This window comes from Escherichia sp. WS1265, from assembly GCF_046487585.1.
In the GTDB taxonomy this organism is placed as follows: Bacteria; Pseudomonadota; Gammaproteobacteria; order Enterobacterales; family Enterobacteriaceae; genus Escherichia; species Escherichia coli.
Genome location: NZ_JBJQJE010000011.1, coordinates 82,821 through 104,431 on the forward strand (window position 1 = coordinate 82,821; position 21,611 = coordinate 104,431).

Sequence of the window (21,611 nt, forward strand, 5' to 3'; positions counted from 1 at the left end):
CTTAAAGGTGCAAAGACGCAAGACGCAGAATTTCGTTTTGCGTTGTTGTTTTTGTATCGACAATTCCGGAAACGAGACCATTGCTCATGATCAGAATACGGTCTGTTATCCCTAACAACTCAGGCATTTCAGAGGAGATAATAATAATCCCTTTGCCTTTCTTCGCCAGTTCGGCAATTAACTGATAGATCTCAAACTTCGCTCCGACATCAATACCGCGCGTCGGTTCATCGAGCATTAATATTTCTGGTTGCGTTAGTAGCCAGCGACCAATAATCACCTTTTGCTGATTACCGCCGGAGAGCGAACCAATTTGCGTCCGATGCCCCGGTGTTTTTACCCGCATCGAATCAATCACCCACTGGGTATCGCTTTTCATCCGCGAGTTATCCAGTAAACCAACTTTATTTTTGTAGTTGCGAATATTGGAAATTAACGAGTTAAAACCGATATCCAGATAGGCATAAATTCCCGTTGAGCGGCGCTCTTCAGTTACCAGTGCAAATCCGTGGTTTATGGCTTCGTTGGCATTATGGTTATTGATCTTTTTGCCGTGCAACGTAATGGTGCCAGCCGATTTCTCGCGAATACCAAATAACGTCTCAACAATATCGGTACGTTTCGCCCCCACCAGACCGGCAATACCGAGGATCTCCCCTTTATGCAGATCAAACGAGACATCGCGAATCGACGGCTGGCGCAGTGACGTCAGGTTACGCACTTCCAGAATCACTTCGCCCGGCTTGTTTTCTTTGTCAGGGAAACGTTGGTTAAGAGAACGCCCAACCATCATGGCGATGATCTTGTCCATCGTCAGCCCTGCCAGCGGCTCGGTGGCGATCCACTGACCGTCGCGCAATACGGTGACTTCATCACATAACTGGAAGATTTCTTCCATTTTATGCGAGATATAAACAATACCGCAGCCGCGCTCTTTTAATTTACGGATAATAGTGAACAGATGATTAACTTCTTTTTCGGTTAACGAAGAAGTCGGTTCATCCATAATCACAATTTTCGCGTTATAGGAAAACGCTTTGGCGATTTCGATCATCTGCATTTGCGAAACGGATAATGTGCCGACGCGCGCACGCGGATCGATATCAATATCCAGTTCATCAAAAATCGCTTTGGTTTCGCGGTACATTTTGTCCTGATCGACAAACATGCCTTTGGTGGGATATCGCCCCAGCCACATGTTATCCATCACCGAACGTTGTAATACCAGGTTTAACTCCTGGTGTACCATCGAAATACCATTTTCCAGCGCTTCTTTTGCAGAATGGAAATCGATCTCTTTACCCTGGAATAAAATGGTGCCGGAGTCTTTTTGATAAATACCAAACAGGCATTTTAATAATGTTGATTTTCCTGCGCCGTTTTCCCCCATTAATGCATGGATAGAATGTGGCCGGACTTTTAAATTAACGTTATCAAGTGCCTTAACACCAGGAAAAGACTTGTTGATACCGCTCATTTCCAACAAGTATTCCCCGGAAGACGGAGTCGTTGAGCTGACCATATAATTTTACCTTGTTGGCCATACAATAAGGGCGCAGTAAACGACTGCGCCCAATCAGTCTTATTTCTTGCTGAATTCAGCCAGGTTGTCTTTATCTACGCCAACATAAGGTACGCGGACCACTTTGTTGTCGATTTTCCAGTTGGTGCCATCAGCCGCACCTTTACCATCGGCCAGGTTTTTCGCCAGATCAAAGGTCGCTTTCGCCTGGTTGTTAGCATCGTTCAGTACGGTGCCCGCCAGTGCACCGGATTTCACCAGCGCCAGCGCTTCTGGCAGCGCATCGACGCCAAACACCGGAATGCTGGACTTGTTGTGTGCTTTCAGTGCTTCTACCGCGCCCATTGCCATCGCATCGTTGTTGGCGATAACCACTTCGATTTTGTTGGCGTTCGGGCCAGACAGCCAGGCGTCCATCTTATCTTTCGCCTGAGCGGTATCCCACATAGCGGTATCTAACTGTAACTGTTCAGTTTTAATGCCTTTGTCGTTCAATTCTTTAATCACGTAAGTGGTACGTGCTTCTGCATCCGGATGCCCCGGCTCACCTTTCAGCAGTACGAATTGAATCTGACCGTCTTTGTTCAGATCCCAACCCTGATTCGCCGCCCAGTGTTTAGCAATCAAATCGCCCTGAATAATGCCGGACTCTTTGGAGTCAGTGCCAACGTAGTAGGCTTTGTCGTAGCTATCCAGCGCCTTACGAGACGGTTCTTTGTTGAAGAAAACCACCGGCACGTTTTGCCCACGCGCTTTCTCAATCACCGTACCCGCAGCTGCCGGGTCAACCAGGTTGATTGCCAGTGCCTTCACCCCTTTCGCCAGCAATACGTCGATCTGATCGTTCTGCTTGGACTGGTCATTCTGAGAATCATTCATCAGCAGCTGAACATCTGGCGCGGCTTTCGCATCTTGCTCAATAGCCTTGCGCACCACAGACATAAAGTTATCGTCGTACTTATAGATTGTTACACCAATGCGAGTATCAGCAGCGTGTGCAGCGGCACCGAATAACATGCTGGCCATCACAGCAGATAGGGTTAACACCTTCTTATTCATGGTATCTCCGGTTTTTCTTATGCAGGGTAGTGCTTGAGATAAATGCTCGGCGGGGCAGTAGAGTTAATGAAGTGTTACTGAACGCCGAAGCTCACTTTTTAAAATTCGTTCTTCCATGCCCGGTAACGCTCCAGAAAACGGCTTTAATTGTTGTTATGACGCTATTACCTCGGTGAAAGTGATTATTCACTGTTACATACGGGTTACAACGTTAAAACGGTGCAATCATAGCCATCACATTGTTAAGATACTGTGAAATCACTCACAGATTGAAAGCGGTTACATCGCCAGATTTGTTGAGTTAGTGATCGCCGCCGCATTCTGGCGCGTTGCGACAGAATGGCGACGCACTAACGTCGGCATAAAACAGTGGCTGGCACGAGGATCAATATTGCCTGCTGCCCCCTGCAAGGCCAGTTCGGTGGCTAATTTAGCCATTGAAGCAATGGGATAACGCACGGTCGTTAATTGCGGGTCGGTGTAACGGGCGATGGGAATATCATCGAAACCGATGATTGAGAGATGTAACGGAATCGCAATGCCATTATCTTTTAATGCTGTCAGTGCGCCAGCAGCCATATTGTCGTTATAAGCAAATACAGCGGTAAGTTGTAGATTGCGCCCCAGCAGTTCAACCATCGCCGCCTCACCGCCCGGCATGTCCGGCGTGCCAGTGCCAATCCAGCTTTCCGGCGGAATAATATCCTGCTCTTTCAACGCGCTCATCCAGCCTGCTTTACGCATTGCGTCATCTTCAATGCCGTGGCTGGAAGAAAGATAACCAATACGTTGATGACCGTTATTCAGCAACATGCGCGTCGCCATTCGGGCACCGCTGAGATTATCCAGGCAAACGCAACGATGGGCGTACCCCGGCACAACGCGGTTGATTAACACCATACCGGGAATGTTATCCATAAATTGTGCCAGTTCATCGTCACTCAATGCTTTTGAGTGAACAATCAACGCATTACAACGCTGGCGAATTAACACCTCAATGGCGTGACGCTCTTTTTCCGCTTCATGATAGCTATTGCCTATTAGCACGTATTTCTGATGCTGCTGGGCGACCAGATCCACCGCTTTTACCAGCGCGCCGAAAAACGCATCAGAAACGTCCATCACCACCACGCCAATGGTATCGCTAACCTGAGTTGCCAGCGCCTGGGCATTGGCGTTTGGCCGATAATCCAGCTCACTCACGGCTTTCATTACTGCTTCACGCGTGTCGGCACTGACCAGCGTGCTGTTATTGAGCACCCGGGAAACCGTTGCCACAGAGACGCCAGCCTGACGCGCTACATCACGAATGGTGATCATATTCACTACCTGTTATGAGATTGCAGTAAATGACTGCTTGCTGGCGGCTATTTTGTCAGCACTGAATACAGGACTTCGTGAATCGAGTCACAGCAATGGAAACGGTTACAGCCGTTTTGTTAACGAATGTGATCCAGATCGTTATCTTGATGTTTTAGATATTGCCGGTCCGGCAGCACGCAAAGTTAACTGACGCCAGAGCCATTCCACCGGCCCCTGGCGGAAGTAACGCAGCCAGATAACAGAGAAGAGGATATTCGCCAGCCATACCGGAATAACAAACGCCAGCAGCTCCAGACGGTCAAAATGCATAAACAAACCGAGGTGGTAAAAAAGCGTGGTACAAATCAGCGTTTGCAATAGATAGTTGGTCAGCGCCATCCGTCCGACGCAGGCGATCGCAAGCACCAGCTTAAAGCGGCTTAATTGCGGCCAGAAGCCATAAAACAGCGACGCATAGCCAATCGCCTGAAACGGCGCACTCAGTTCCCGCGGCATTTGAAGTAAGAAGGCACACCAGCGATACGCCCAGTCCAGCTGCCATTGCAGGGCGATGGCAGGAAGGTTAATGGTCACCCCAATCGCCACCAGCACAAAACCAGTACGACGATAGTGACGTAAGCTGAACTGCCCTTTCAGCCAGCCGCTGCGCATCAGCGCCGCACCAATGAGCATCATCCCTGCCAGTTGCCAGCCATACTGTGCGCCCAGTGCCAGTAAACTGTTCCCAACACCATCGGCACGATTATTGATCGCTTCAACGCCGCCGTGAAGCTTCCAGTATTTTTCATACAAAATAGCCGATGCATCCGGCGTCCAGGCGCGGCTGGTCTGGCTGTCGGAAACCAGCCCCAATAACAGCAAAACGCCAAGCCCCACCAGATAAAGCATGACGCCTGTATTAAACAGGCTTTTTACCGATGGCGCATCGCGCACCAGCCGCCAGCAGATTAAGCCCACCAGCCCGTAAGCCAGCAGAATATCGCCGTCCCAGAACAATAAACCGTGAATAAAGCCCAGCAAGACTAACAGCGTTAACCGCGACTGGATCCAGCGTCTGCCACGGGGCAGCAACATTTGCAGGCCAGCACCAAACAGCAGCGCAAAAAGCGTGAGGAATTTCACCTGGCCGATGAGATCGAGAAATGCCCAGGTCCATGCATCCTGCGGCGTAATAGCGCCGTACCAGGCGGGATTGAGATAAGCCGCCTTTGGTAGCCCAAAGGCGCTGATGTTTAATAGCAGGATCCCCAGAATGGCGACGCCGCGAACAAAATCGAGCGTGACGTTGCGCTCCATGGTTCCTGCCTTTTAATCAGTTGTGATGACGCACAGCGCGCAGAAATTCGTGGCGCGTATTCTGACTGGATTTGAACAATCCACCAAGAGAGGTCGTTGTTGTGGCACTGGTTGCGTCGCGGATGCCACGCGCTTTCACGCAGTAATGCACCGCGTCGATAGAGACAGCCACGTTATTGGTGCCCAGCAGCGTTTGTAGCGCAATGAGAATTTGCTGGGTCAGACGTTCCTGCACCTGCGGACGCTGGGCAAAGAACTGCACAATACGGTTAATTTTTGACAGACCGATCACCGAATCTTTCGGGATATAAGCCACCGTCGCTTTGCCATCGATGGTAACAAAATGGTGTTCACAGGTGCTGGTCAGGGTGATATCGCGCACGGTGACCATTTCATCGACCTTCATTTTGTTTTCAATGAGGGTGATTTTCGGGAAATTGACGTAATCCAGACCGGAGAAAATTTCATCGACATACATTTTAGCGATGCGATGCGGCGTTTCCATCAAACTGTCATCAGCCAGGTCGAGATTCAGCAGCTGCATGATTTCGGTCATATGACCAGCAATAAGGCTTTTGCGCGTTTCGTTATCCATTTCATGCACGGGCGGGCGCAGCGGTGTTTCCAGTCCTCGCGCAACTAACGCTTCATGAACCAGGGCCGCTTCTTTACTGAGTGATGGCATTTATGATTTCTCCTGCAGGTGTGACGCCTCCGCCCTGCGTGGGGGCAAAGTTATTAAGCTGATTTACAGCCTGATTATTGTGCGTGAGGCGGCGCACATAATCCAGTATTCACAGCGATAATTATTGTAATTGCCGCTGCCTTTCATCAGCAGATGTTAAAACATCGTTATGCAAATACGGAAGTGAAAGTTACTCACAGCACATTGAATAAACGATATGATGAAGAAATTGCAAACAACACAACAAGGAGCCACGCATGGAAATGCTCGAAGAGCACCGCTGTTTTGAAGGCTGGCAGCAACGCTGGCGACACGACTCCAGTACCTTAAACTGCCCGATGACGTTCAGTATCTTCCTCCCACCACCTCGTGATCACACCCCGCCTCCAGTGCTGTACTGGCTTTCCGGATTAACCTGCAATGAAGAGAACTTCACCACCAAGGCGGGTGCCCAGCGCGTGGCGGCGGAACTGGGGATTGTACTGGTGATGCCAGACACCAGCCCGCGCGGCGAACAGGTTGCCAACGACGATGGCTACGATTTAGGCCAGGGCGCAGGCTTTTATCTTAATGCCACGCAACCGCCTTGGGCGACGCATTACCGGATGTATGATTATCTGCGCGATGAATTACCGGCGCTGATTCAGTCGCAATTTAATGTCAGCGACCGCTGCGCTATTAGCGGTCATTCAATGGGTGGTCACGGTGCATTGATTATGGCGCTGAAAAACCCGGGCAAATACACCAGCGTTTCCGCCTTTGCGCCGATTGTGAATCCATGCAGCGTACCCTGGGGCATTAAAGCGTTTAGCACCTATTTAGGTGAGGACAAAAATGCATGGCTGGAATGGGACAGTTGTGCGCTGATGTATGCCAGTAACGCGCATGATGCGATCCCGACGCTTATCGATCAGGGTGATAATGATCAGTTTCTTGCCGACCAGCTGCAACCCGCAGTGCTGGCGGAAGCCGCGCGCCAGAAAGCGTGGCCGATGACGCTGCGTATTCAGCCGGGATATGATCACAGTTACTACTTCATCGCCTCTTTTATAGAGGATCACCTGCGCTTCCATGCGCAGTATTTACTGAAGTGAAAGTCCGCCCGGTTCGCCGGGCATCTTCTCATCAGAAGCGATAATCCACTGCCATAAAGTAACGACGTCCGTCTTCGTTATAGCTGTAGTCGTCACGACTGAGATCCTTGTCGCCAAGGTTCAGCACGCCTGCGCGCAGTTTGACGTCTTTAGTCACCTGCCAGGCCGCGCCGGTATTCCAGATGGTATAACCGCCCGGTGTTTTAGCCGTCGCGCTGTCGGCTCGTTTCTGCCCGGTATAGTGACCAGAAACATAGAATGACCAGTCTTCCAGTGCCAGCGGTTTCCAGTCCAGCGTACCGTTAGCAGTATGGAACGGCAGATCGGATAGCGGTTTGTTTTCGCCGTTGCTGACATCACGACCATCGTTGTAGGTGTAGTTGATCGACAGTTTCCATTCATCGTTGAACGGAATTTTCAGTTCGGTTTCCACGCCCTGAATACGTGCTTTGTTAACGTTGTAGTAGCTAAATACCGGCACACCGTTCGCTGTAAAACCAACAAAGTTTTGGTAGCCCGGTGCAGCGTTGACGTCAGACGTACGGCTGATGCTGATACGATCTTTCACATCGTTACGGAAAACGGTCACGCTGGATTCCACCCCTTCCAGCCAGCCTTCTTCGCCCATGTAGTAAAGCCCCAGTTCCCAACTTTCGCTGGTTTCTGGTTTCAGATCCGGGCTACCCACAATCTTACATGCGCCACGGCAGGAATTGCTCGTCCAGTCAGGGCTAAGTTGCAACAGAGAAGGTGCTTTAAATGCCGTCGCCCAGCCCCCTTTCACCGTTACGGTGTCGGTGGCGTTATAAACCAGGTAGGCACGCGGACTCCAGTGTTCACCGTAGGTTTCGTGATCGTCCATACGCACGCCGGTCGTCAGCGCCAGCGGCTCGAAGATCCGCCATTCATCTTCAACAAATAGCGCGTACTGGCTGGCAGATGTTTTGGAGCTGGTTCCCCCGGTCAGGTTCACCGCATCGCTAAGTTTGTCGTGACGCCATTCACCGCCAACCGTGAGAAACTGATTAATCGCCGTCAGCGGCAACGTGTATTTGCCGTCGACCGTATTGCTTTCGGAAGTTATCGGGCTGCTGTTGCCAGGGTTTTTGTTCTCGACTTTCTCACCGTAGTATTTCAGTTCGCTGGTGCCGTAATCCCAACGCCCATTATGGCTGACGGAGTAGTTCTGGCGTTCCAGGCGGTTTTTGTCCAGCGAGTCGGAATCACGATCCTGACGGTCGAAACCGTATCCGGCAGTAAAATCGTGATTTTGATTCGGTGTCCAGGCAAATTCCACATTGCCGTCGCGGCTGGAGAATCCTTCAATACGCGGCGTTTCTCCGGTATCGGTGGTCGTTGAGTTTTGCGGGTCATCCTTTTCACGTTTTGCCAGGCTGCCGTAAGCTTTCATTCCCAGCACACCATCAATTAATGGTCCGCTGGTAAAGAACTGACCGTTATAGGTATCACCGCGATCGCGATGTTCCTGAATGGTGGTATCGACGGTAACGGTACCCGACCATTTCTGACCGATTTTTTTGGTGATGATATTCACTACACCGCCGAGCGCATCGGAACCGTACAGCGACGACATCGGGCCACGGACCACTTCAATACGTTCGATGGAATCGACCGGGATCCAGTTCAGATCGAAATCATTGTGGCGGAAGACGGCATTGCGGGAGTTAACGCGTTTACCGTCGACGAGAATCAGGGTGTAGCTGCTGTCCAGACCACGAATACTAACGCCCTTACGGTTATCCCCTTCGTTCGTCAGTTGTACGCCAGGCACTTCTTTGAGGACATCCTTCAGATTCTGTACCGGTTTTCGCTGCAGGTCTTCCTGGGTAATGACGCTGATACTGGCAGGTGCATCTTTAAGGTTTTGTTCAACGGAAGATGCAGTGACAACCATCGTTTCGCCATCATTATCGACCGCTAACACAGGCCATGCACAAGAAATAGCGGACAAACACAGCCCGACCCGTACGAAAGGGTTCAACCTAAACATTCCATATCTCCATGAGGTAACTACGAAAATAAAATGGGTTATCGCTCACATCTTCTTCATGTCCCCTTGCGTACGGCAGCATCGCGGTGGACTTATTTGTATGCAGGTGATCATCCCAGAAAGCCGGAAGAGCCTCTGATTTGTCAGCCTTTTTTGATTGCGGCGTAACGATAATGCAAACGATAACAATTATCAATCCAAATTATAAATTTTATATCCGCATGATTTGTCAGGGAAATGGAATTGAAAAAGCCCTCTCGGTTGAGAGGGCTTAGCAAGGAAGGGAGGAAACTTATTTCTTATCGTTCTGCGGGAACTTCATTTCGCTGTAACGTACGAAGTGTGTTCCTTTAATCAGCTTGTAGCCGAACCAAATAATCAGGAACAGCGGGATACCAATATACGTTGCCGCTACGCCGCCCCAGTCAATGGTATCTTTCAGGAACGCTTCGTAGTTCTGGCCCAAAGTGATAATCAGACACAGAATGAATGCGAAGATCGGCCCCAGTGGGAAGAAACCTGAACGGTACGGCAGATCGTTAATGTCGTGTCCCTGCAATACGTACCCGCGACGGAAACGATAGTGGCTAATGGCAATCCCCAGCCAGGCGATAAAGCCCGTCATCCCGGAGGTGTTCAGCAGCCACAGGTATACCGTCTGGTTGCCAAACATGGAGGTCAGGAAGCACAGACCGGCAATCACCGTCGTCGCATACAGCGCATTACGCGGCACGCCACCACGCGACAGTTTAGCGAAAATGCGCGGCGCTTTACCGTCACACGCCAGGGTGTACAGCATACGAGTAGACGCATACATACCGGAGTTACCCGCTGACAGCACCGCCGTCAGAATAACTGCGTTCATCACCGCCGCCGCAGAGAGCAGACCCGCGTGCTGGAACACCAGGGTGAACGGACTGACGCTGATGTCTTTAACATCGTTACGCAGCAGGCTCGGATCGGTGTACGGAATAATCAGGCTGATAATCAGGATCGCGAACACATAGAACAACAGGATTCGCCAGAACACCTGACGTACCGCGCGTGGAATGTTTTTCGCCGGATCTTCGGACTCGCCTGCAGCAATACCGATCAGCTCGGTTCCCTGGAAAGAGAAGCCGACAATCATAGCTACGCCGATCATCGCCGCAAAACCACCAGCAAACGGCGCTTCGCCGATTGTCCAGTTGCTCCAGCCCGCAGGCTGCGCGCCTTTGAAGATACCGATAATCATCAGCACGCCAACGATGATAAAGACAATAACTGTCGTGACTTTGATCAGTGAGAACCAGTATTCCGCTTCACCAAAGCCACGAACTGAGATGTAGTTCAGCAGGAAGATAACGCCGAGGAACAGCGCACTCCAGATCCAGCCCGGTGTATCCGGGAACCACCAGCTCATGACCAGCTGAGCTGCAACCAGGTCAACGGCGATAGTCACCGCCCAGTTGTACCAGTAGTTCCAGCCCAGCGCGAAGCCAAAGCCTTCTTCAACATAGTTCTGACCGTAAGTGGCAAACGAACCGGAAACCGGCATATATGCAGCCAGTTCACCGAGACTGGTCATCAGGAAGTAAACCATCAGGCCAATCAACATATACGAGAGCAATGCCCCGCCCGGACCTGCCTGAGAAATCGTTGCGCCAGAGGCAACAAAAAGACCTGTACCGATGGAACCGCCAATGGCAATCATCGTCAGGTGACGCGCCTTTAATTCACGGCGTAAGCCCGGCGCTTCTGTGGTTTTAGTTTCGGAAACCATACAAAAATGCTATCCATCTTAAAAATGAGGCGCGATTGTAGCAGACGATTGGCAATCCTTCCGGCAGAAATACACGGTTATAAGACACCTTCATGATCGCCCAGGGATTATAAGTAAAGCAGCCAATCTCTTTTCTGGCGAATGCATGCTGAGGGCGCTGCGTCACGAAATCGACACAGCACCAGCATGTTCTTGTACAGCAACTTAACGCGGTACATTCGCGGGATCGCAATAGTTCAGAAAGCGCCGTAGCGCGTTGGAAAGGTGTTTTTGCCGATGATGTATACGCCACAACGTACGCATCAGGCGCGGCAGAGGGACCGCAACTTCACTTAATGTGCCTGCCTGCAATTGATCTTCAATCACCCGTCGCGACAGGCAACTAATTCCCAACCCATGACGCACCGCATGTTTGATTGCCTCGGAGTTACCTAATTCCATCGCCATCTCAAACTTCGGTAAATGTGACAGCAACAGATAATCGACAATCTCCCGCGTGCCGGAGCCGCGTTCACGCAGGATCCACGGCGCAGCGGCCAGCTGTTCTAAGGTGACCGGACCACGAGCCAATGGCGAAGTCGGCGCGGCGAAAACCACCAGCTCGTCTTCCAGCCACGGTTCAGAAATGATTTCAGTGCTGTGGCACGGTCCTTCAATAAAGCCAATATCAACGCGGAAATCCAGCACCGCTTGCATCACGTCCTGGCTGTTCCCAACGCTAAGTTCAATCGGCAACTGCGGATAATCATGGCGATAACGGGCAATGACTGCAGGCAGAATGTAGTTACCGATAGTACTACTGGCATAGATACGAATCGCGCCGTTGTCTTCGCGAAACAGTTGTTCGATTTCAACCGCCTGTTCAAGCAGTGCCAACGCGCGCGGATAGAGCAGCCGCCCGTGTTCATTAACAACCAGTCTTTTCCCCACGCGATCAAACAGTTGCACGCCAAGCTGCCCTTCCAGGTCGGTCAAGGCTGCGCTCACTGCTGATTGCGACAACGCCAGCATCACCGACGCCTGGGTGGTTGATCCACTTTTCAATACTTCTGCAAAAACTTCCAACTGCCGGAGGGTGATGTGCATAGTCGCTTACCACTTATAAAGATTAATTATAAATATATAATCAATTTTATTTTTAAACCAGTTAGTCGTAACCTTATGCCCGTTTAAAGGAGAGGGTTATGACGAATATCACCTTACAGAAACAACATCGTACACTGTGGCATTTTATTCCGGGGTTAGCCCTGAGTGCAGTTATCACCGGGGTCGCCCTGTGGGGTGGTTCCATTCCCGCGGTTGCGGGTGCCGGGTTTAGTGCCCTCACCCTCGCAATCTTGTTGGGGATGGTTTTAGGCAACACCATCTATCCGCACATCTGGAAAAGCTGTGACGGTGGTGTGCTGTTTGCCAAGCAATATTTATTACGTCTGGGTATCATTCTTTATGGCTTCCGTCTGACGTTCTCGCAAATTGCCGATGTCGGTATCAGTGGGATCATCATTGACGTGCTGACGCTGTCCAGTACCTTCCTGCTGGCTTGCTTCCTGGGGCAGAAAGTGTTTGGTCTGGATAAGCACACCAGCTGGTTGATCGGTGCCGGTAGCAGTATCTGTGGTGCTGCCGCGGTACTGGCGACTGAGCCGGTAGTGAAAGCGGAAGCCAGTAAAGTAACCGTGGCTGTTGCAACCGTTGTTATCTTCGGGACCGTGGCGATTTTCCTCTACCCGGCGATATATCCGCTGATGTCTCAATGGTTTAGTCCAGAAACTTTCGGTATCTACATTGGTTCTACTGTGCACGAAGTGGCGCAGGTGGTGGCGGCAGGTCATGCCATCAGCCCGGATGCAGAAAACGCAGCAGTTATTTCCAAAATGCTGCGCGTGATGATGCTGGCTCCGTTCCTCATCCTGCTGGCGGCGCGTGTTAAACAGCTGTCTGGGGCGAACAGCGGCGAGAAAAGCAAAATCACTATTCCGTGGTTTGCCATCTTGTTCATCGTAGTTGCCATCTTTAACTCGTTCCACCTGTTACCGCAGAGCGTGGTGAACATGCTGGTAACGCTGGATACCTTCCTGCTGGCAATGGCGATGGCGGCGCTGGGTCTGACCACTCACGTCAGCGCGCTGAAAAAAGCCGGGGCGAAACCTCTGCTGATGGCACTGGTACTGTTTGCCTGGCTGATTGTTGGTGGTGGTGCGATTAACTATGTGATTCAAAGCGTCATCGCATAAACCACTACATCTTGCTCCTGTTAACCCGCTATCATTACCGTTTTCCTCCAGCGGGTTTAACAGGAGTCCTCGCATGAAATACATTGGAGCGCACGTTAGTGCTGCTGGCGGTCTGGCAAATGCCGCAATTCGCGCCGCCGAAATCGACGCAACCGCGTTTGCCTTGTTCACCAAAAACCAACGTCAGTGGCGTGCCGCACCGCTCACGACACAAACCATCGATGAATTCAAAGCCGCCTGTGAAAAATATCACTACACATCGGCGCAAATTCTTCCCCACGACAGTTATCTGATTAACCTCGGACATCCGGTCGCTGAAGCTCTGGAAAAATCGCGCGATGCGTTTATAGATGAAATGCAGCGTTGCGAACAGCTGGGGCTTTCTTTGCTCAACTTCCACCCTGGCAGCCATCTGATGCAGATTTCAGAAGAGGATTGCCTTGCGCGTATTGCCGAATCCATCAACATTGCGCTGGATAAAACTCAAGGTGTGACAGCGGTGATTGAAAACACCGCCGGTCAGGGCAGTAACTTAGGGTTTAAATTCGAACATCTCGCGGCGATTATCAACGGCGTGGAAGATAAATCCCGCGTCGGCGTCTGCATTGATACCTGCCATGCTTTTGCTGCCGGGTATGATTTGCGTACTCCAGCCGAATGCGAGAAAACGTTCGCGGATTTTGCCCGTATTGTCGGCTTTAAGTATCTGCGCGGGATGCACCTTAACGATGCGAAAAGCACCTTTGGCAGCCGCGTTGACCGCCATCATAGCCTCGGTGAAGGCAATATCGGTCATGATGCGTTCCGCTGGATCATGCAGGACGACCGTTTCGACGGCATTCCGCTGATCCTTGAAACCATCAACCCGGATATCTGGGCAGAAGAGATCGCCTGGCTGAAAGCGCAACAAACTGAAAAAGCGGTAGCCTGAAGATGAATAACCGGGAGAAGGAGATCCTTGCAATATTAAGGCGTAACCCGCTGATTCAACAGAACGAAATTGCGGATATGCTACAAATCAGCCGTTCGCGCGTTGCAGCGCATATTATGGATTTAATGCGCAAAGGTCGGATTAAAGGCAAAGGTTACATTCTCACCGAGCAGGAATACTGCGTAGTAGTGGGGACAATCAATATGGATATTCGCGGGATGGCGGATATCCGTTACCCACAAGCGGCTTCTCATCCCGGTACAATTCATTGCTCGGCGGGCGGCGTGGGACGCAATATCGCCCACAATCTGGCGCTGTTAGGCCGCGACGTCCATTTGCTTTCAGTGATTGGCGATGACTTTTATGGCGAAATGCTCCTGGAAGAAACGCGCCGCGCCGGCGTGAATGTCTCCGGCTGCGTTCGTTTACATGGCCAAAGCACATCGACGTATCTGGCAATTGCCAATCGAGACGATCAAACCGTGCTGGCGATTAACGATACCCATCTGCTGGATCAGTTGACACCGCAACTACTGAACGGGTCGCGCGATTTACTTCGTCATGCGGGCGTGGTACTGGCTGATTGCAACCTGACAGCCGAGGCGCTGGAGTGGGTCTTTACCCTCGCTGATGAAATCCCGGTGTTTGTCGATACCGTTTCAGAATTCAAAGCGGGCAAAATCAAACACTGGCTGGCGCATATTCACACCCTGAAACCCACTTTACCGGAGCTGGAAATTTTATGGGGACAGGCGATCACCAGCGATGCTGACCGTAATACCGCAGTGAATGCGTTGCATCAGCAAGGCGTTCAGCAACTGTTTGTTTATTTGCCCGATGAGTCAGTTTATTGCAGCGAAAAGGATGGAGAACAATTTTTGCTGACCGCACCAGCGCATACGACAGTAGACAGTTTTGGTGCTGACGATGGTTTTATGGCGGGCCTGGTATATAGCTTTCTGGAAGGAAACAATTTCCGTGACAGCGCCCGTTTTGCGATGGCCTGCGCGGCAATTTCACGCGCCAGCGGCAGCTTAAACAACCCTACCCTGTCTGCCGATAACGCACTTTCATTAGTGCCGATGGTGTAACAATGTTGCCGGATTCGACGCTTGACTACATCTTATCCGGCTCATAACTCGCGCACTACGCTAAGCCAATAAAGAATCCTGCAATGGTGGCACTCATCAGGTTAGAAAGTGTCGCCGCCGCCAGCGCGCGTAAACCAAGCTGGGCGATTTCCGGTGCACGGTGTGGCGCAACCGCAGAAAATGCGCCAACCACCACCCCGATAGAACCAAAGTTAGCGAAACCGCACAACGCGAAGGAAATAATCGCCACGGTTTTAGCATCCAGAGTGCCAGCTGTTTGCAGATAAGGTGAGAAATTGAGGTAAGCGACAAATTCATTAATCGCCAGTTTCTGTCCAATCAAACTCCCGGCAAGATTCGCGTCACTCCAGTCAACCCCCATCACCCACGCCAGCGGGGCCAGCAGGTAACCTAAAATGGACTCCAGCGAGGCATGTTCAAAACCAAACCAGCCGCCAACGCCGCCGATAATACCGTTAATCAACGCAATTATTGCAACAAATGCCATCACCACTGTCGCCACACCTGCGGCGATTTTCAGTCCGGTCATTGCCCCTGTAGCGGCGGCTTCAATAATGCTTTTTGGCGGTGTTTCAGTGAAAGAGAGGTTATTAAAGGAAACCTGCGAAGATTCGGTAGCCGGGCTTAACAGGCGGGCAAACAAGATCCCGCCGGGGATCGCCATTAACGATGCCGCTAGCAGATATTCCACAGGCACGCCCAGTGCGGCGTAACCAATCATTGTCGAACCAGCAATCGAGGCCATCCCGCTACAAATCGCTGTAAATAACTCATTGCGATTCAGCCGATCGATAAAGGGTTTGACGATTGCCGAAATTTCGTTTTGCCCGAGGAAAATGGTAGTGACCGCGACGAATGACTCGATCTTGCTGATATTTAACGCTTTCTGGAAGATACCGCCGAGAATGCGAATTAAGATCCCCATCACACCGATGTAGTAGAGAATACTCACCAGTGCTGTAACGAAGATAATTGCCGGTAATACTCTGAAACCAAAGATAAATCCTGCGCCATCAAACAGCGTGTCCATTTTCGGCCCGACCAGCGAACCGAAGATAAATGCGCTACCCGCGTCGCTGTACGCCATCACTTTATGCACGCCAAAAGCGACTTTTTCAGCGACCCAACGCCCTGGTGGTAACCAAAGCATAATGCCGCCAATCACGACCTGTAACACTAACGCCGCGCCAACAGTACGCAGGCTGATCTTCTTCTTGTTGACTGACAGTAAAAACGCAATTGCCAGCAATACCACCATTCCCAGAACACTTCTCATGACATCCATAGTTATTATCTCTTCATGTCATTTTGGGCGACGGCTTTCTGCCCATCAGAAATAGCCGGGCCTGCATCTTGCGATACTGACCCGGCTTGTTATCAACACTTAATGGGTTTTGATGTAGCCGCGCACGCACTCTTCGACTAATCCCCAGAACCAGTCGGTATCAATAGTGATGCCGACTTTGGTATTAGCGGGCTTGCCAAGAACGCCCAGCTCGTCGCAGACAGTACGCCCATAGCAAGGGCCACTGTTGACGTCCACTTCGACGTACATCTCCTGGGTTTTAATGCCATCAGGGTTAATCAGATAACCGATGCAGGTGGCGTCATGCACCGGGCCGCCAGCCAGGCCGTAGTTTTCGAACTGCGTTTTTAGAGTGAAATTCATGATGTCGCTGAACAGCTCTCCGGCGGGGCCGCCTACCCTTTCCATCCGAGCAATCACGTCCGGGGTGCAAACAGTCTGGTTGGTGAGATCGAGGCCCATCATCACCAACGGAACGCCGGAGGTGAACACCACGCGTGCGGCTTCCGGGTCGGCAAAGATGTTGAACTCGGCAGATGGGGTGAAGTTGCCTGTACCGTAAGCGCCGCCCATCAGCACAATTTCACGGATTTTGGGCAGGATCGCGGGTTGCATACGCATTGCCACCGCGATATTTGAAAGCGGACCAACCGGCACCAGAGTGATATCGCCATCGCTTGCCATCAGGGTATCGATGATATATTTCACCGCATGAGTGCTTTCTGCCTGGCGGGTCAGCGGCTCGAATACCGGGCCATCCAGTCCGGTTTCACCGTGAATATTATCGGCAACAATTTGTTGCCGCATAATGGGCTGTGGCATCCCCGCATAAACCGGAACATTAATCTCCAGTTTCTGGCAAACATTCAGGCCATTAATTAATGTTTTATCAAGCGTCTGATTACCCGCTACAATGGTGATACCTAATAAATCAATCGCCGGATGTTTCGCGGCCATCATTATGGCAATAGCATCATCATGACCCGGATCACAATCCAGAATAATTTTTCTCTTTTCCATTGTTTATTTCCTCTGTTTCCAGTTGCGTTATTTTTTCTACAGCAAAGAAAATTCGACCGGGCCGATGATTGAATCTTAACAACAGCGTACGTATGCTAAATATGAGAAATCTCATAGCGGATAAACATCGTGAAAGAAATCCACAATAATGATCTTAAGCAGCAATTGATGAGTGAATCCGCGTTTAAGGATTGCTTTTCAACGGATGTTTCAGCCGATACGCGGCTGTTTCATTTTTTAGCGCGTGACTACATTGTGCAGGAAGGGCAACAGCCGTCATGGCTGTTTTATCTGACGCGAGGCCGCGCCAGGCTTTACGCCACGCTTGCTAATGGTCGCGTGTCGCTGATCGATTTCTTTGCCGCCCCCTGTTTTATTGGTGAGATTGAGTTAATCGATAAAGACCATGAACCGCGTGCGGTGCAGGCTATTGAAGAGTGTTGGTGCCTTGCGCTCCCTATGAAACATTACCGCCCGCTGTTATTAAACGACACGCTATTTTTACGAAAACTCTGCGTCACCTTAAGTCATAAAAATTATCGTAATATTGTTTCTTTAACTCAGAATCAATCATTTCCGTTAGTGAATCGCCTGGCAGCTTTTATATTACTCTCGCAGGAAGGTGATCTTTATCACGAAAAGCATACGCAAGCGGCAGAGTATTTAGGCGTTTCTTATCGACATCTTTTATATGTTCTCGCGCAATTCATTCACGACGGTTTATTAATTAAAAGCAAGAAAGGGTATCTAATTAAAAACAGAAAGCAGTTGTCAGGACTGGCACTGGAGATGGACCCGGAAAATAAATTCTCAGGGATGATGCAGTAAAAATTATTTGCAATAGAGCGATTGCCGGATGTGACGCTAAATAAGCGCGTACATCCGGCAATGAAACTCAAGCTAAACCAATAAAGAACCCGGCAATGGTCGCGCTCATCAGGTTGGAAAGCGTTGCTGCTGCCAGCGCCCGTAAACCAAGCTGGGCGATTTCCGGTGCGCGTTTTGGCGAAATAGCCGAAAATGCGCCAACGACAACACCGATAGAACCAAAGTTAGCAAAACCACAAAGCGCAAAGGAGATAATCGCAATGGTTTTCACTTCCAGCGTGCCGCCCGTTTGCAGGTATGGGGAGAAGCTCAGGTAAGCGACGAATTCGTTAATCGCCAGTTTCTGCCCAATCAGGCTACCCGCCAGGTTGGCATCACTCCAGTCCACACCCATGATCCACGCCAGCGGTGCCAGCACATAGCCAAAAATACTTTCCAGAGAAGCATTGGCAAAACCAAATCAGCCGCCAATTCCGCCGATAATACCGTTGATCAGCGCAATAATTGCGACAAACGCCATTACCACCGTCGCCACACCAGCGGCGATTTTCAACCCGGTCATCGCACCGCTCGCCGCTGCTTCGATAAAGCTTTTTGGCGGCGTTTCGCTGAACGACAGATTTTCAAATGTGACCTGCGAAGGCTCGGTTGCCGGACTAAGAATACGTGCAAACAAAATACCACCAGGGATCGCCATCAGCGATGCCGCTAACAGGTAGTCAATTGGTACGCCCATTCCGGCATAACCAATCATCATCGAACCCGCAATGGACGCCATCCCGCTACAAATTGCGGTAAACAGCTCGTTGCGATTCATGCGATCGATAAACGGTTTAACGATCGCCGGGATCTCATTTTGCCCGAGGAAAATAGTTGTGACTGCAACAAAAGATTCGATTTTGCTGATGTTGAGAGCTTTCTGAAAAATACTGCCAAGAATGCGGATTAGCAGCCCCATCACGCCAATGTAGTACAGCAGACTGATGAGCGCAGTGACGAAGATAATCGCCGGGAGTACGCGAAAGGCGAAGATAAAGCCCGCGCCATCAAACAGGACATCCATTTTCGGCCCAACCAACGAACCAAAAATAAAGGCACTTCCGGCGTCACTGTAAGACATCACTTTATGTACGCCTAATGCCGCCTGCTCTACCGCCCATTTTCCTGGTGGAAAATAGAGCATGATGCCGCCAATGGCGATTTGTAGCAGCAGCGCGGCTCCAACCGTGCGCAAACTGATGCTCTTTTTATTCACTGACAACAGAAATGCTATTGCCAGTAACACCACCATCCCCACAACACTTCTCATTATATCCATAATAATTTTCCCTTCATGCCAGTAAACCCGGCGTCAGCGCCAGGTTTTGGTATGTATGATCAGTACGGGCGACGGCTTTCTGCCCGTCAGAAATTAACCCGCGAGACGCTGGTATTCTTTGGCAATTTCGCTCGCCAGAATGGCGTTGTTGAACACCAGTTGGATGTTGGATTTCAGGCTGTCACCGCCAGTCAGTTCAGCAACACGAGCCAGCAGGAACGGTGTGCTTTCTTTACCAATAACGCCCTGCTCTTCGGCTTCGGCGACGGCTTGATCTATGGCTGCATTGATAGATTCCTCCGGCATCGCAAACTGTTCCGGGATCGGATTTGCCACCACCAGGCCACCGTTCAGACCGCTTTGCCATTTCACTGCCATTGCACGAGCGATTTCCGTGGCACTATCAAGGCGAATACTGACTTCAAACGGGCTGGTGCGGCAGAAAAACGCAGGCAGCGCTTTGGTCTGATAGCCAATTAGCGGTACACCGAAAGTTTCTAAATATTCGGTAGTTAAGCCTAAATCGAGAATAGATTTCGCCCCGGCACAAACGACGGTGACATTGGTGTGCGCCAGTTCTTGCAAATCGGCAGAAATATCGAAGGTATGTTCCGCCCCGCGATGCACACCACCAATTCCCCCGGTGGCAAATACTTTAATTCCGGCAAGCGCCGCAATAATCATCGTTGAAGCAACGGTGGTTGCGCCATTTTTCCCTGCGGCAACAACAAAAGGTAAATCGCGACGACTAACTTTGGTCACGTTATGCCCTTCACGACCCAGCAATTCAATTTCTTCTTTGCTTAAACCCACTTTCATCACGCCGCCAATAATGGCGATAGTGGCAGGTACAGCGCCCTGTTTACGAATAGTTTCTTCAACTTCAATTGCGGTCTGGGCATTTTGTGGGAACGGCATCCCGTGAGAAATAATGGTCGATTCCAGCGCCACAACCGGTTTTTTGTTTTTTAAAGCGTCCTGCACTTCCGGGGAAATTTGTAATAATTCAGGGGAAATTTTTAATTCAGACATTCTGCGTTCTCCACTAACGATATAACGTTGGCAATCGATAAATCGGGGTTATTGGTGTATTCACAGGAGAGCGCCATTGACGAACATCCCTGTGCGAAACGAACAGATTCGGCAAACGGCATTCCGTCTACCCAACACGAAGCAAGTCCAGCCATCATGGCATCGCCCGCTCCGGTAACATTAATGACATTGGTTTTGATCGGCGCAGACCAACCACTTTCACCGCTGATATCACTGTAATAAACGCCGTCGCCGCCCATGCTCAATACCAGTCGGTTCAGGCCATGTTGATGGAACCAGGCAGCAACTTTTGCCACATCTTCACGCCCTGACAAAGCAATCCCACTCAAGGTTTCCGCTTCAAGGCGGTTTGGCTTCAGGGTGTGGATCTGATTTAGACGGTCGCGCACTTTTACACATTTCCATGCCGAAACCGGATCGACAAATACAGGTACATTGGCGGCATTATCCAGAATCCATGCCAGTGCCTCTTCACTGATATTACAGTCCGCGACAATGACCTTTGCCCTTTGAATAAATTCACGGTGCTGTGCGAGATATTCAGCTGTAATAGCGTTGCTAATATTCATGTCATTTATAGCAACCAGCATTTCACCGGTATTATCGAGTAATGATAAATAGCTCGACGTGTTTTCTCCCGGCACAATCAGGCATTTATCGACATAAACACCAGATTGATTGGTTTGCGTTAGCAACGATTGACCATAAAAATCACTGCCTACTGCGCTCAGTAGCCAGGATTTATTCCCCAGCAACGCCAGGTTTTGTGCAATATTGCGCCCGACTCCACCAGGCGTAAATTTTATTTTACCTGGATTTGAATCCGCATAATTTAATGATTCATGTGAATATCCGGCGACATCAATATTCGCCGAACCTATAATTACGACATAATCCTTTTCGCGCATAGCACGTCCTCTGGTAAAAAATTACCAACCCTGTCAATCCACAAGAATATTGATACTGCAAAGACGGTTTAAACATGTGTTCATATTTAAACATGTGCTCATAGTATGCATGTTTTACGTAAAGTAAATTACCGCCAGAGAGGCAAAAT

17 protein-coding genes and 1 pseudogene are annotated in these 21,611 nt (G+C 50.3%); 5 read left to right on the forward strand and 13 right to left on the reverse strand.

Annotation, left to right across the window (positions count from 1 at the left end):
• Position 1: 1 nt before the first annotated feature.
• The 5 genes from mglA to folE all read right to left on the reverse strand — a co-directional run bounded on the left by mglA (position 2) and on the right by folE (position 5,885).
• A complete protein-coding gene (mglA, locus tag ACJHX3_RS12710; RefSeq protein ID WP_094322028.1) occupies positions 2-1,522 on the reverse strand; it encodes a galactose/methyl galactoside ABC transporter ATP-binding protein MglA in 1,521 nt (506 codons plus the stop codon).
• Positions 1,523-1,582: 60 nt separating this feature from the next.
• Positions 1,583-2,581 carry a galactose/glucose ABC transporter substrate-binding protein MglB gene (gene mglB, locus ACJHX3_RS12715; protein WP_001036964.1) on the reverse strand — a complete coding sequence of 333 codons (999 nt, stop codon included), beginning with the start codon at positions 2,579-2,581 and terminating at the stop codon, positions 1,583-1,585.
• 279 nt (positions 2,582-2,860) lie between these two features.
• Positions 2,861-3,901: an HTH-type transcriptional regulator GalS gene (gene galS / locus ACJHX3_RS12720; protein ID WP_000628658.1), complete on the reverse strand. Its 1,041-nt coding sequence runs from the start codon at positions 3,899-3,901 to the stop codon at positions 2,861-2,863.
• Positions 3,902-4,042: 141 nt separating this feature from the next.
• Positions 4,043-5,200 (reverse strand): DUF418 domain-containing protein YeiB, encoded by a 1,158-nt coding sequence (gene yeiB / locus ACJHX3_RS12725; protein ID WP_094322027.1) that lies wholly within the window; start codon positions 5,198-5,200, stop codon positions 4,043-4,045.
• A 16-nt stretch (positions 5,201-5,216) separates the two neighbouring features.
• On the reverse strand, positions 5,217-5,885 hold the full coding sequence (gene folE, locus ACJHX3_RS12730) for a GTP cyclohydrolase I FolE (protein ID WP_001139615.1): 669 nt from the start codon (positions 5,883-5,885) through the stop codon (positions 5,217-5,219).
• 257 nt (positions 5,886-6,142) lie between these two features.
• On the opposite strand from folE, the gene yeiG reads away from it, so the two are divergent.
• Complete coding sequence (gene yeiG, locus ACJHX3_RS12735) at positions 6,143-6,979, forward strand: S-formylglutathione hydrolase (RefSeq protein ID WP_000425470.1); 837 nt, start codon at positions 6,143-6,145, stop codon at positions 6,977-6,979.
• A 31-nt stretch (positions 6,980-7,010) separates the two neighbouring features.
• On the opposite strand, the gene cirA is transcribed toward yeiG, so the two are convergent.
• The 3 genes from cirA to yieE all read right to left on the reverse strand — a co-directional run bounded on the left by cirA (position 7,011) and on the right by yieE (position 11,838).
• Complete coding sequence (gene cirA / locus ACJHX3_RS12740) at positions 7,011-8,990, reverse strand: catecholate siderophore receptor CirA (protein ID WP_094322026.1); 1,980 nt, start codon at positions 8,988-8,990, stop codon at positions 7,011-7,013.
• A gap of 292 nt (positions 8,991-9,282) precedes the next feature.
• Positions 9,283-10,752 carry a lysine-specific permease gene (gene lysP / locus ACJHX3_RS12745; RefSeq protein ID WP_000253273.1) on the reverse strand — a complete coding sequence of 490 codons (1,470 nt, stop codon included), beginning with the start codon at positions 10,750-10,752 and terminating at the stop codon, positions 9,283-9,285.
• Between the two features lie 204 nt (positions 10,753-10,956).
• Entirely contained in the window at positions 10,957-11,838 is an 882-nt protein-coding gene (yieE, locus tag ACJHX3_RS12750; RefSeq protein ID WP_000548295.1) for a DNA-binding transcriptional regulator YeiE, read from the reverse strand.
• Between the two features lie 98 nt (positions 11,839-11,936).
• Between yieE and ACJHX3_RS12755 the strand changes: the two genes are divergently transcribed.
• The 3 genes from ACJHX3_RS12755 to ACJHX3_RS12765 all read left to right on the forward strand — a co-directional run bounded on the left by ACJHX3_RS12755 (position 11,937) and on the right by ACJHX3_RS12765 (position 15,008).
• Complete coding sequence (locus ACJHX3_RS12755) at positions 11,937-12,986, forward strand: YeiH family protein (protein WP_000182053.1); 1,050 nt, start codon at positions 11,937-11,939, stop codon at positions 12,984-12,986.
• Between the two features lie 73 nt (positions 12,987-13,059).
• Positions 13,060-13,917, forward strand: coding sequence for a deoxyribonuclease IV (gene nfo / locus ACJHX3_RS12760; RefSeq protein WP_087890697.1), 858 nt, complete (start codon positions 13,060-13,062; stop codon positions 13,915-13,917).
• Between the two features lie 2 nt (positions 13,918-13,919).
• A complete protein-coding gene (locus tag ACJHX3_RS12765) occupies positions 13,920-15,008 on the forward strand; it encodes a sugar kinase (RefSeq protein WP_072648116.1) in 1,089 nt (362 codons plus the stop codon).
• A 55-nt stretch (positions 15,009-15,063) separates the two neighbouring features.
• Here ACJHX3_RS12765 and ACJHX3_RS12770 read toward each other — a convergent pair whose 3' ends face one another.
• Together ACJHX3_RS12770 and rihB are read right to left on the reverse strand one after the other, a co-directional pair.
• On the reverse strand, positions 15,064-16,314 hold the full coding sequence (locus tag ACJHX3_RS12770) for a NupC/NupG family nucleoside CNT transporter (RefSeq protein ID WP_087890696.1): 1,251 nt from the start codon (positions 16,312-16,314) through the stop codon (positions 15,064-15,066).
• Between the two features lie 99 nt (positions 16,315-16,413).
• Positions 16,414-17,355, reverse strand: coding sequence for a ribosylpyrimidine nucleosidase (rihB, locus tag ACJHX3_RS12775; protein WP_087890695.1), 942 nt, complete (start codon positions 17,353-17,355; stop codon positions 16,414-16,416).
• A gap of 129 nt (positions 17,356-17,484) precedes the next feature.
• On the opposite strand from rihB, the gene ACJHX3_RS12780 reads away from it, so the two are divergent.
• A complete protein-coding gene (locus ACJHX3_RS12780) occupies positions 17,485-18,183 on the forward strand; it encodes a transcriptional regulator YeiL (protein ID WP_000658598.1) in 699 nt (232 codons plus the stop codon).
• Positions 18,184-18,250: 67 nt separating this feature from the next.
• On the opposite strand, the pseudogene ACJHX3_RS12785 reads toward ACJHX3_RS12780, so the two are convergent.
• The 3 genes and pseudogenes from ACJHX3_RS12785 to ACJHX3_RS12795 all read right to left on the reverse strand — a co-directional run bounded on the left by ACJHX3_RS12785 (position 18,251) and on the right by ACJHX3_RS12795 (position 21,462).
• Positions 18,251-19,501 (reverse strand): annotated as a pseudogene (locus ACJHX3_RS12785) (NupC/NupG family nucleoside CNT transporter).
• 93 nt (positions 19,502-19,594) lie between these two features.
• Positions 19,595-20,533 carry a pseudouridine-5'-phosphate glycosidase gene (gene psuG, locus ACJHX3_RS12790; protein WP_024216347.1) on the reverse strand — a complete coding sequence of 313 codons (939 nt, stop codon included), beginning with the start codon at positions 20,531-20,533 and terminating at the stop codon, positions 19,595-19,597.
• Positions 20,521-21,462 (reverse strand): pseudouridine kinase, encoded by a 942-nt coding sequence (locus ACJHX3_RS12795; protein WP_042064090.1) that lies wholly within the window; start codon positions 21,460-21,462, stop codon positions 20,521-20,523. Before ACJHX3_RS12795 ends, psuG begins: the two co-directional genes overlap by 13 nt.
• Between the last annotated feature and the right edge of the window lie 149 nt (positions 21,463-21,611).

Excerpts from the sequence above, each read along its gene's own strand:
- cirA (WP_094322026.1), bottom strand. The coding sequence starts at position 8,990 with ATGTTTAGGTTGAACCCTTTCGTACGGGTCGGGCTGTGTTTGTCCGCT.
- mglB (WP_001036964.1), bottom strand. The coding sequence starts at position 2,581 with ATGAATAAGAAGGTGTTAACCCTATCTGCTGTGATGGCCAGCATGTTA.
- mglA (WP_094322028.1), bottom strand. The coding sequence starts at position 1,522 with ATGGTCAGCTCAACGACTCCGTCTTCCGGGGAATACTTGTTGGAAATG.
- rihB (WP_087890695.1), bottom strand. The coding sequence starts at position 17,355 with ATGGAAAAGAGAAAAATTATTCTGGATTGTGATCCGGGTCATGATGAT.
- ACJHX3_RS12765 (WP_072648116.1), top strand. The coding sequence starts at position 13,920 with ATGAATAACCGGGAGAAGGAGATCCTTGCAATATTAAGGCGTAACCCG.
- nfo (WP_087890697.1), top strand. The coding sequence starts at position 13,060 with ATGAAATACATTGGAGCGCACGTTAGTGCTGCTGGCGGTCTGGCAAAT.
- yeiB (WP_094322027.1), bottom strand. The coding sequence starts at position 5,200 with ATGGAGCGCAACGTCACGCTCGATTTTGTTCGCGGCGTCGCCATTCTG.
- ACJHX3_RS12795 (WP_042064090.1), bottom strand. The coding sequence starts at position 21,462 with ATGCGCGAAAAGGATTATGTCGTAATTATAGGTTCGGCGAATATTGAT.
- ACJHX3_RS12770 (WP_087890696.1), bottom strand. The coding sequence starts at position 16,314 with ATGGATGTCATGAGAAGTGTTCTGGGAATGGTGGTATTGCTGGCAATT.
- psuG (WP_024216347.1), bottom strand. The coding sequence starts at position 20,533 with ATGTCTGAATTAAAAATTTCCCCTGAATTATTACAAATTTCCCCGGAA.
- ACJHX3_RS12755 (WP_000182053.1), top strand. The coding sequence starts at position 11,937 with ATGACGAATATCACCTTACAGAAACAACATCGTACACTGTGGCATTTT.
- lysP (WP_000253273.1), bottom strand. The coding sequence starts at position 10,752 with ATGGTTTCCGAAACTAAAACCACAGAAGCGCCGGGCTTACGCCGTGAA.
- galS (WP_000628658.1), bottom strand. The coding sequence starts at position 3,901 with ATGATCACCATTCGTGATGTAGCGCGTCAGGCTGGCGTCTCTGTGGCA.
- yeiG (WP_000425470.1), top strand. The coding sequence starts at position 6,143 with ATGGAAATGCTCGAAGAGCACCGCTGTTTTGAAGGCTGGCAGCAACGC.
- folE (WP_001139615.1), bottom strand. The coding sequence starts at position 5,885 with ATGCCATCACTCAGTAAAGAAGCGGCCCTGGTTCATGAAGCGTTAGTT.
- yieE (WP_000548295.1), bottom strand. The coding sequence starts at position 11,838 with ATGCACATCACCCTCCGGCAGTTGGAAGTTTTTGCAGAAGTATTGAAA.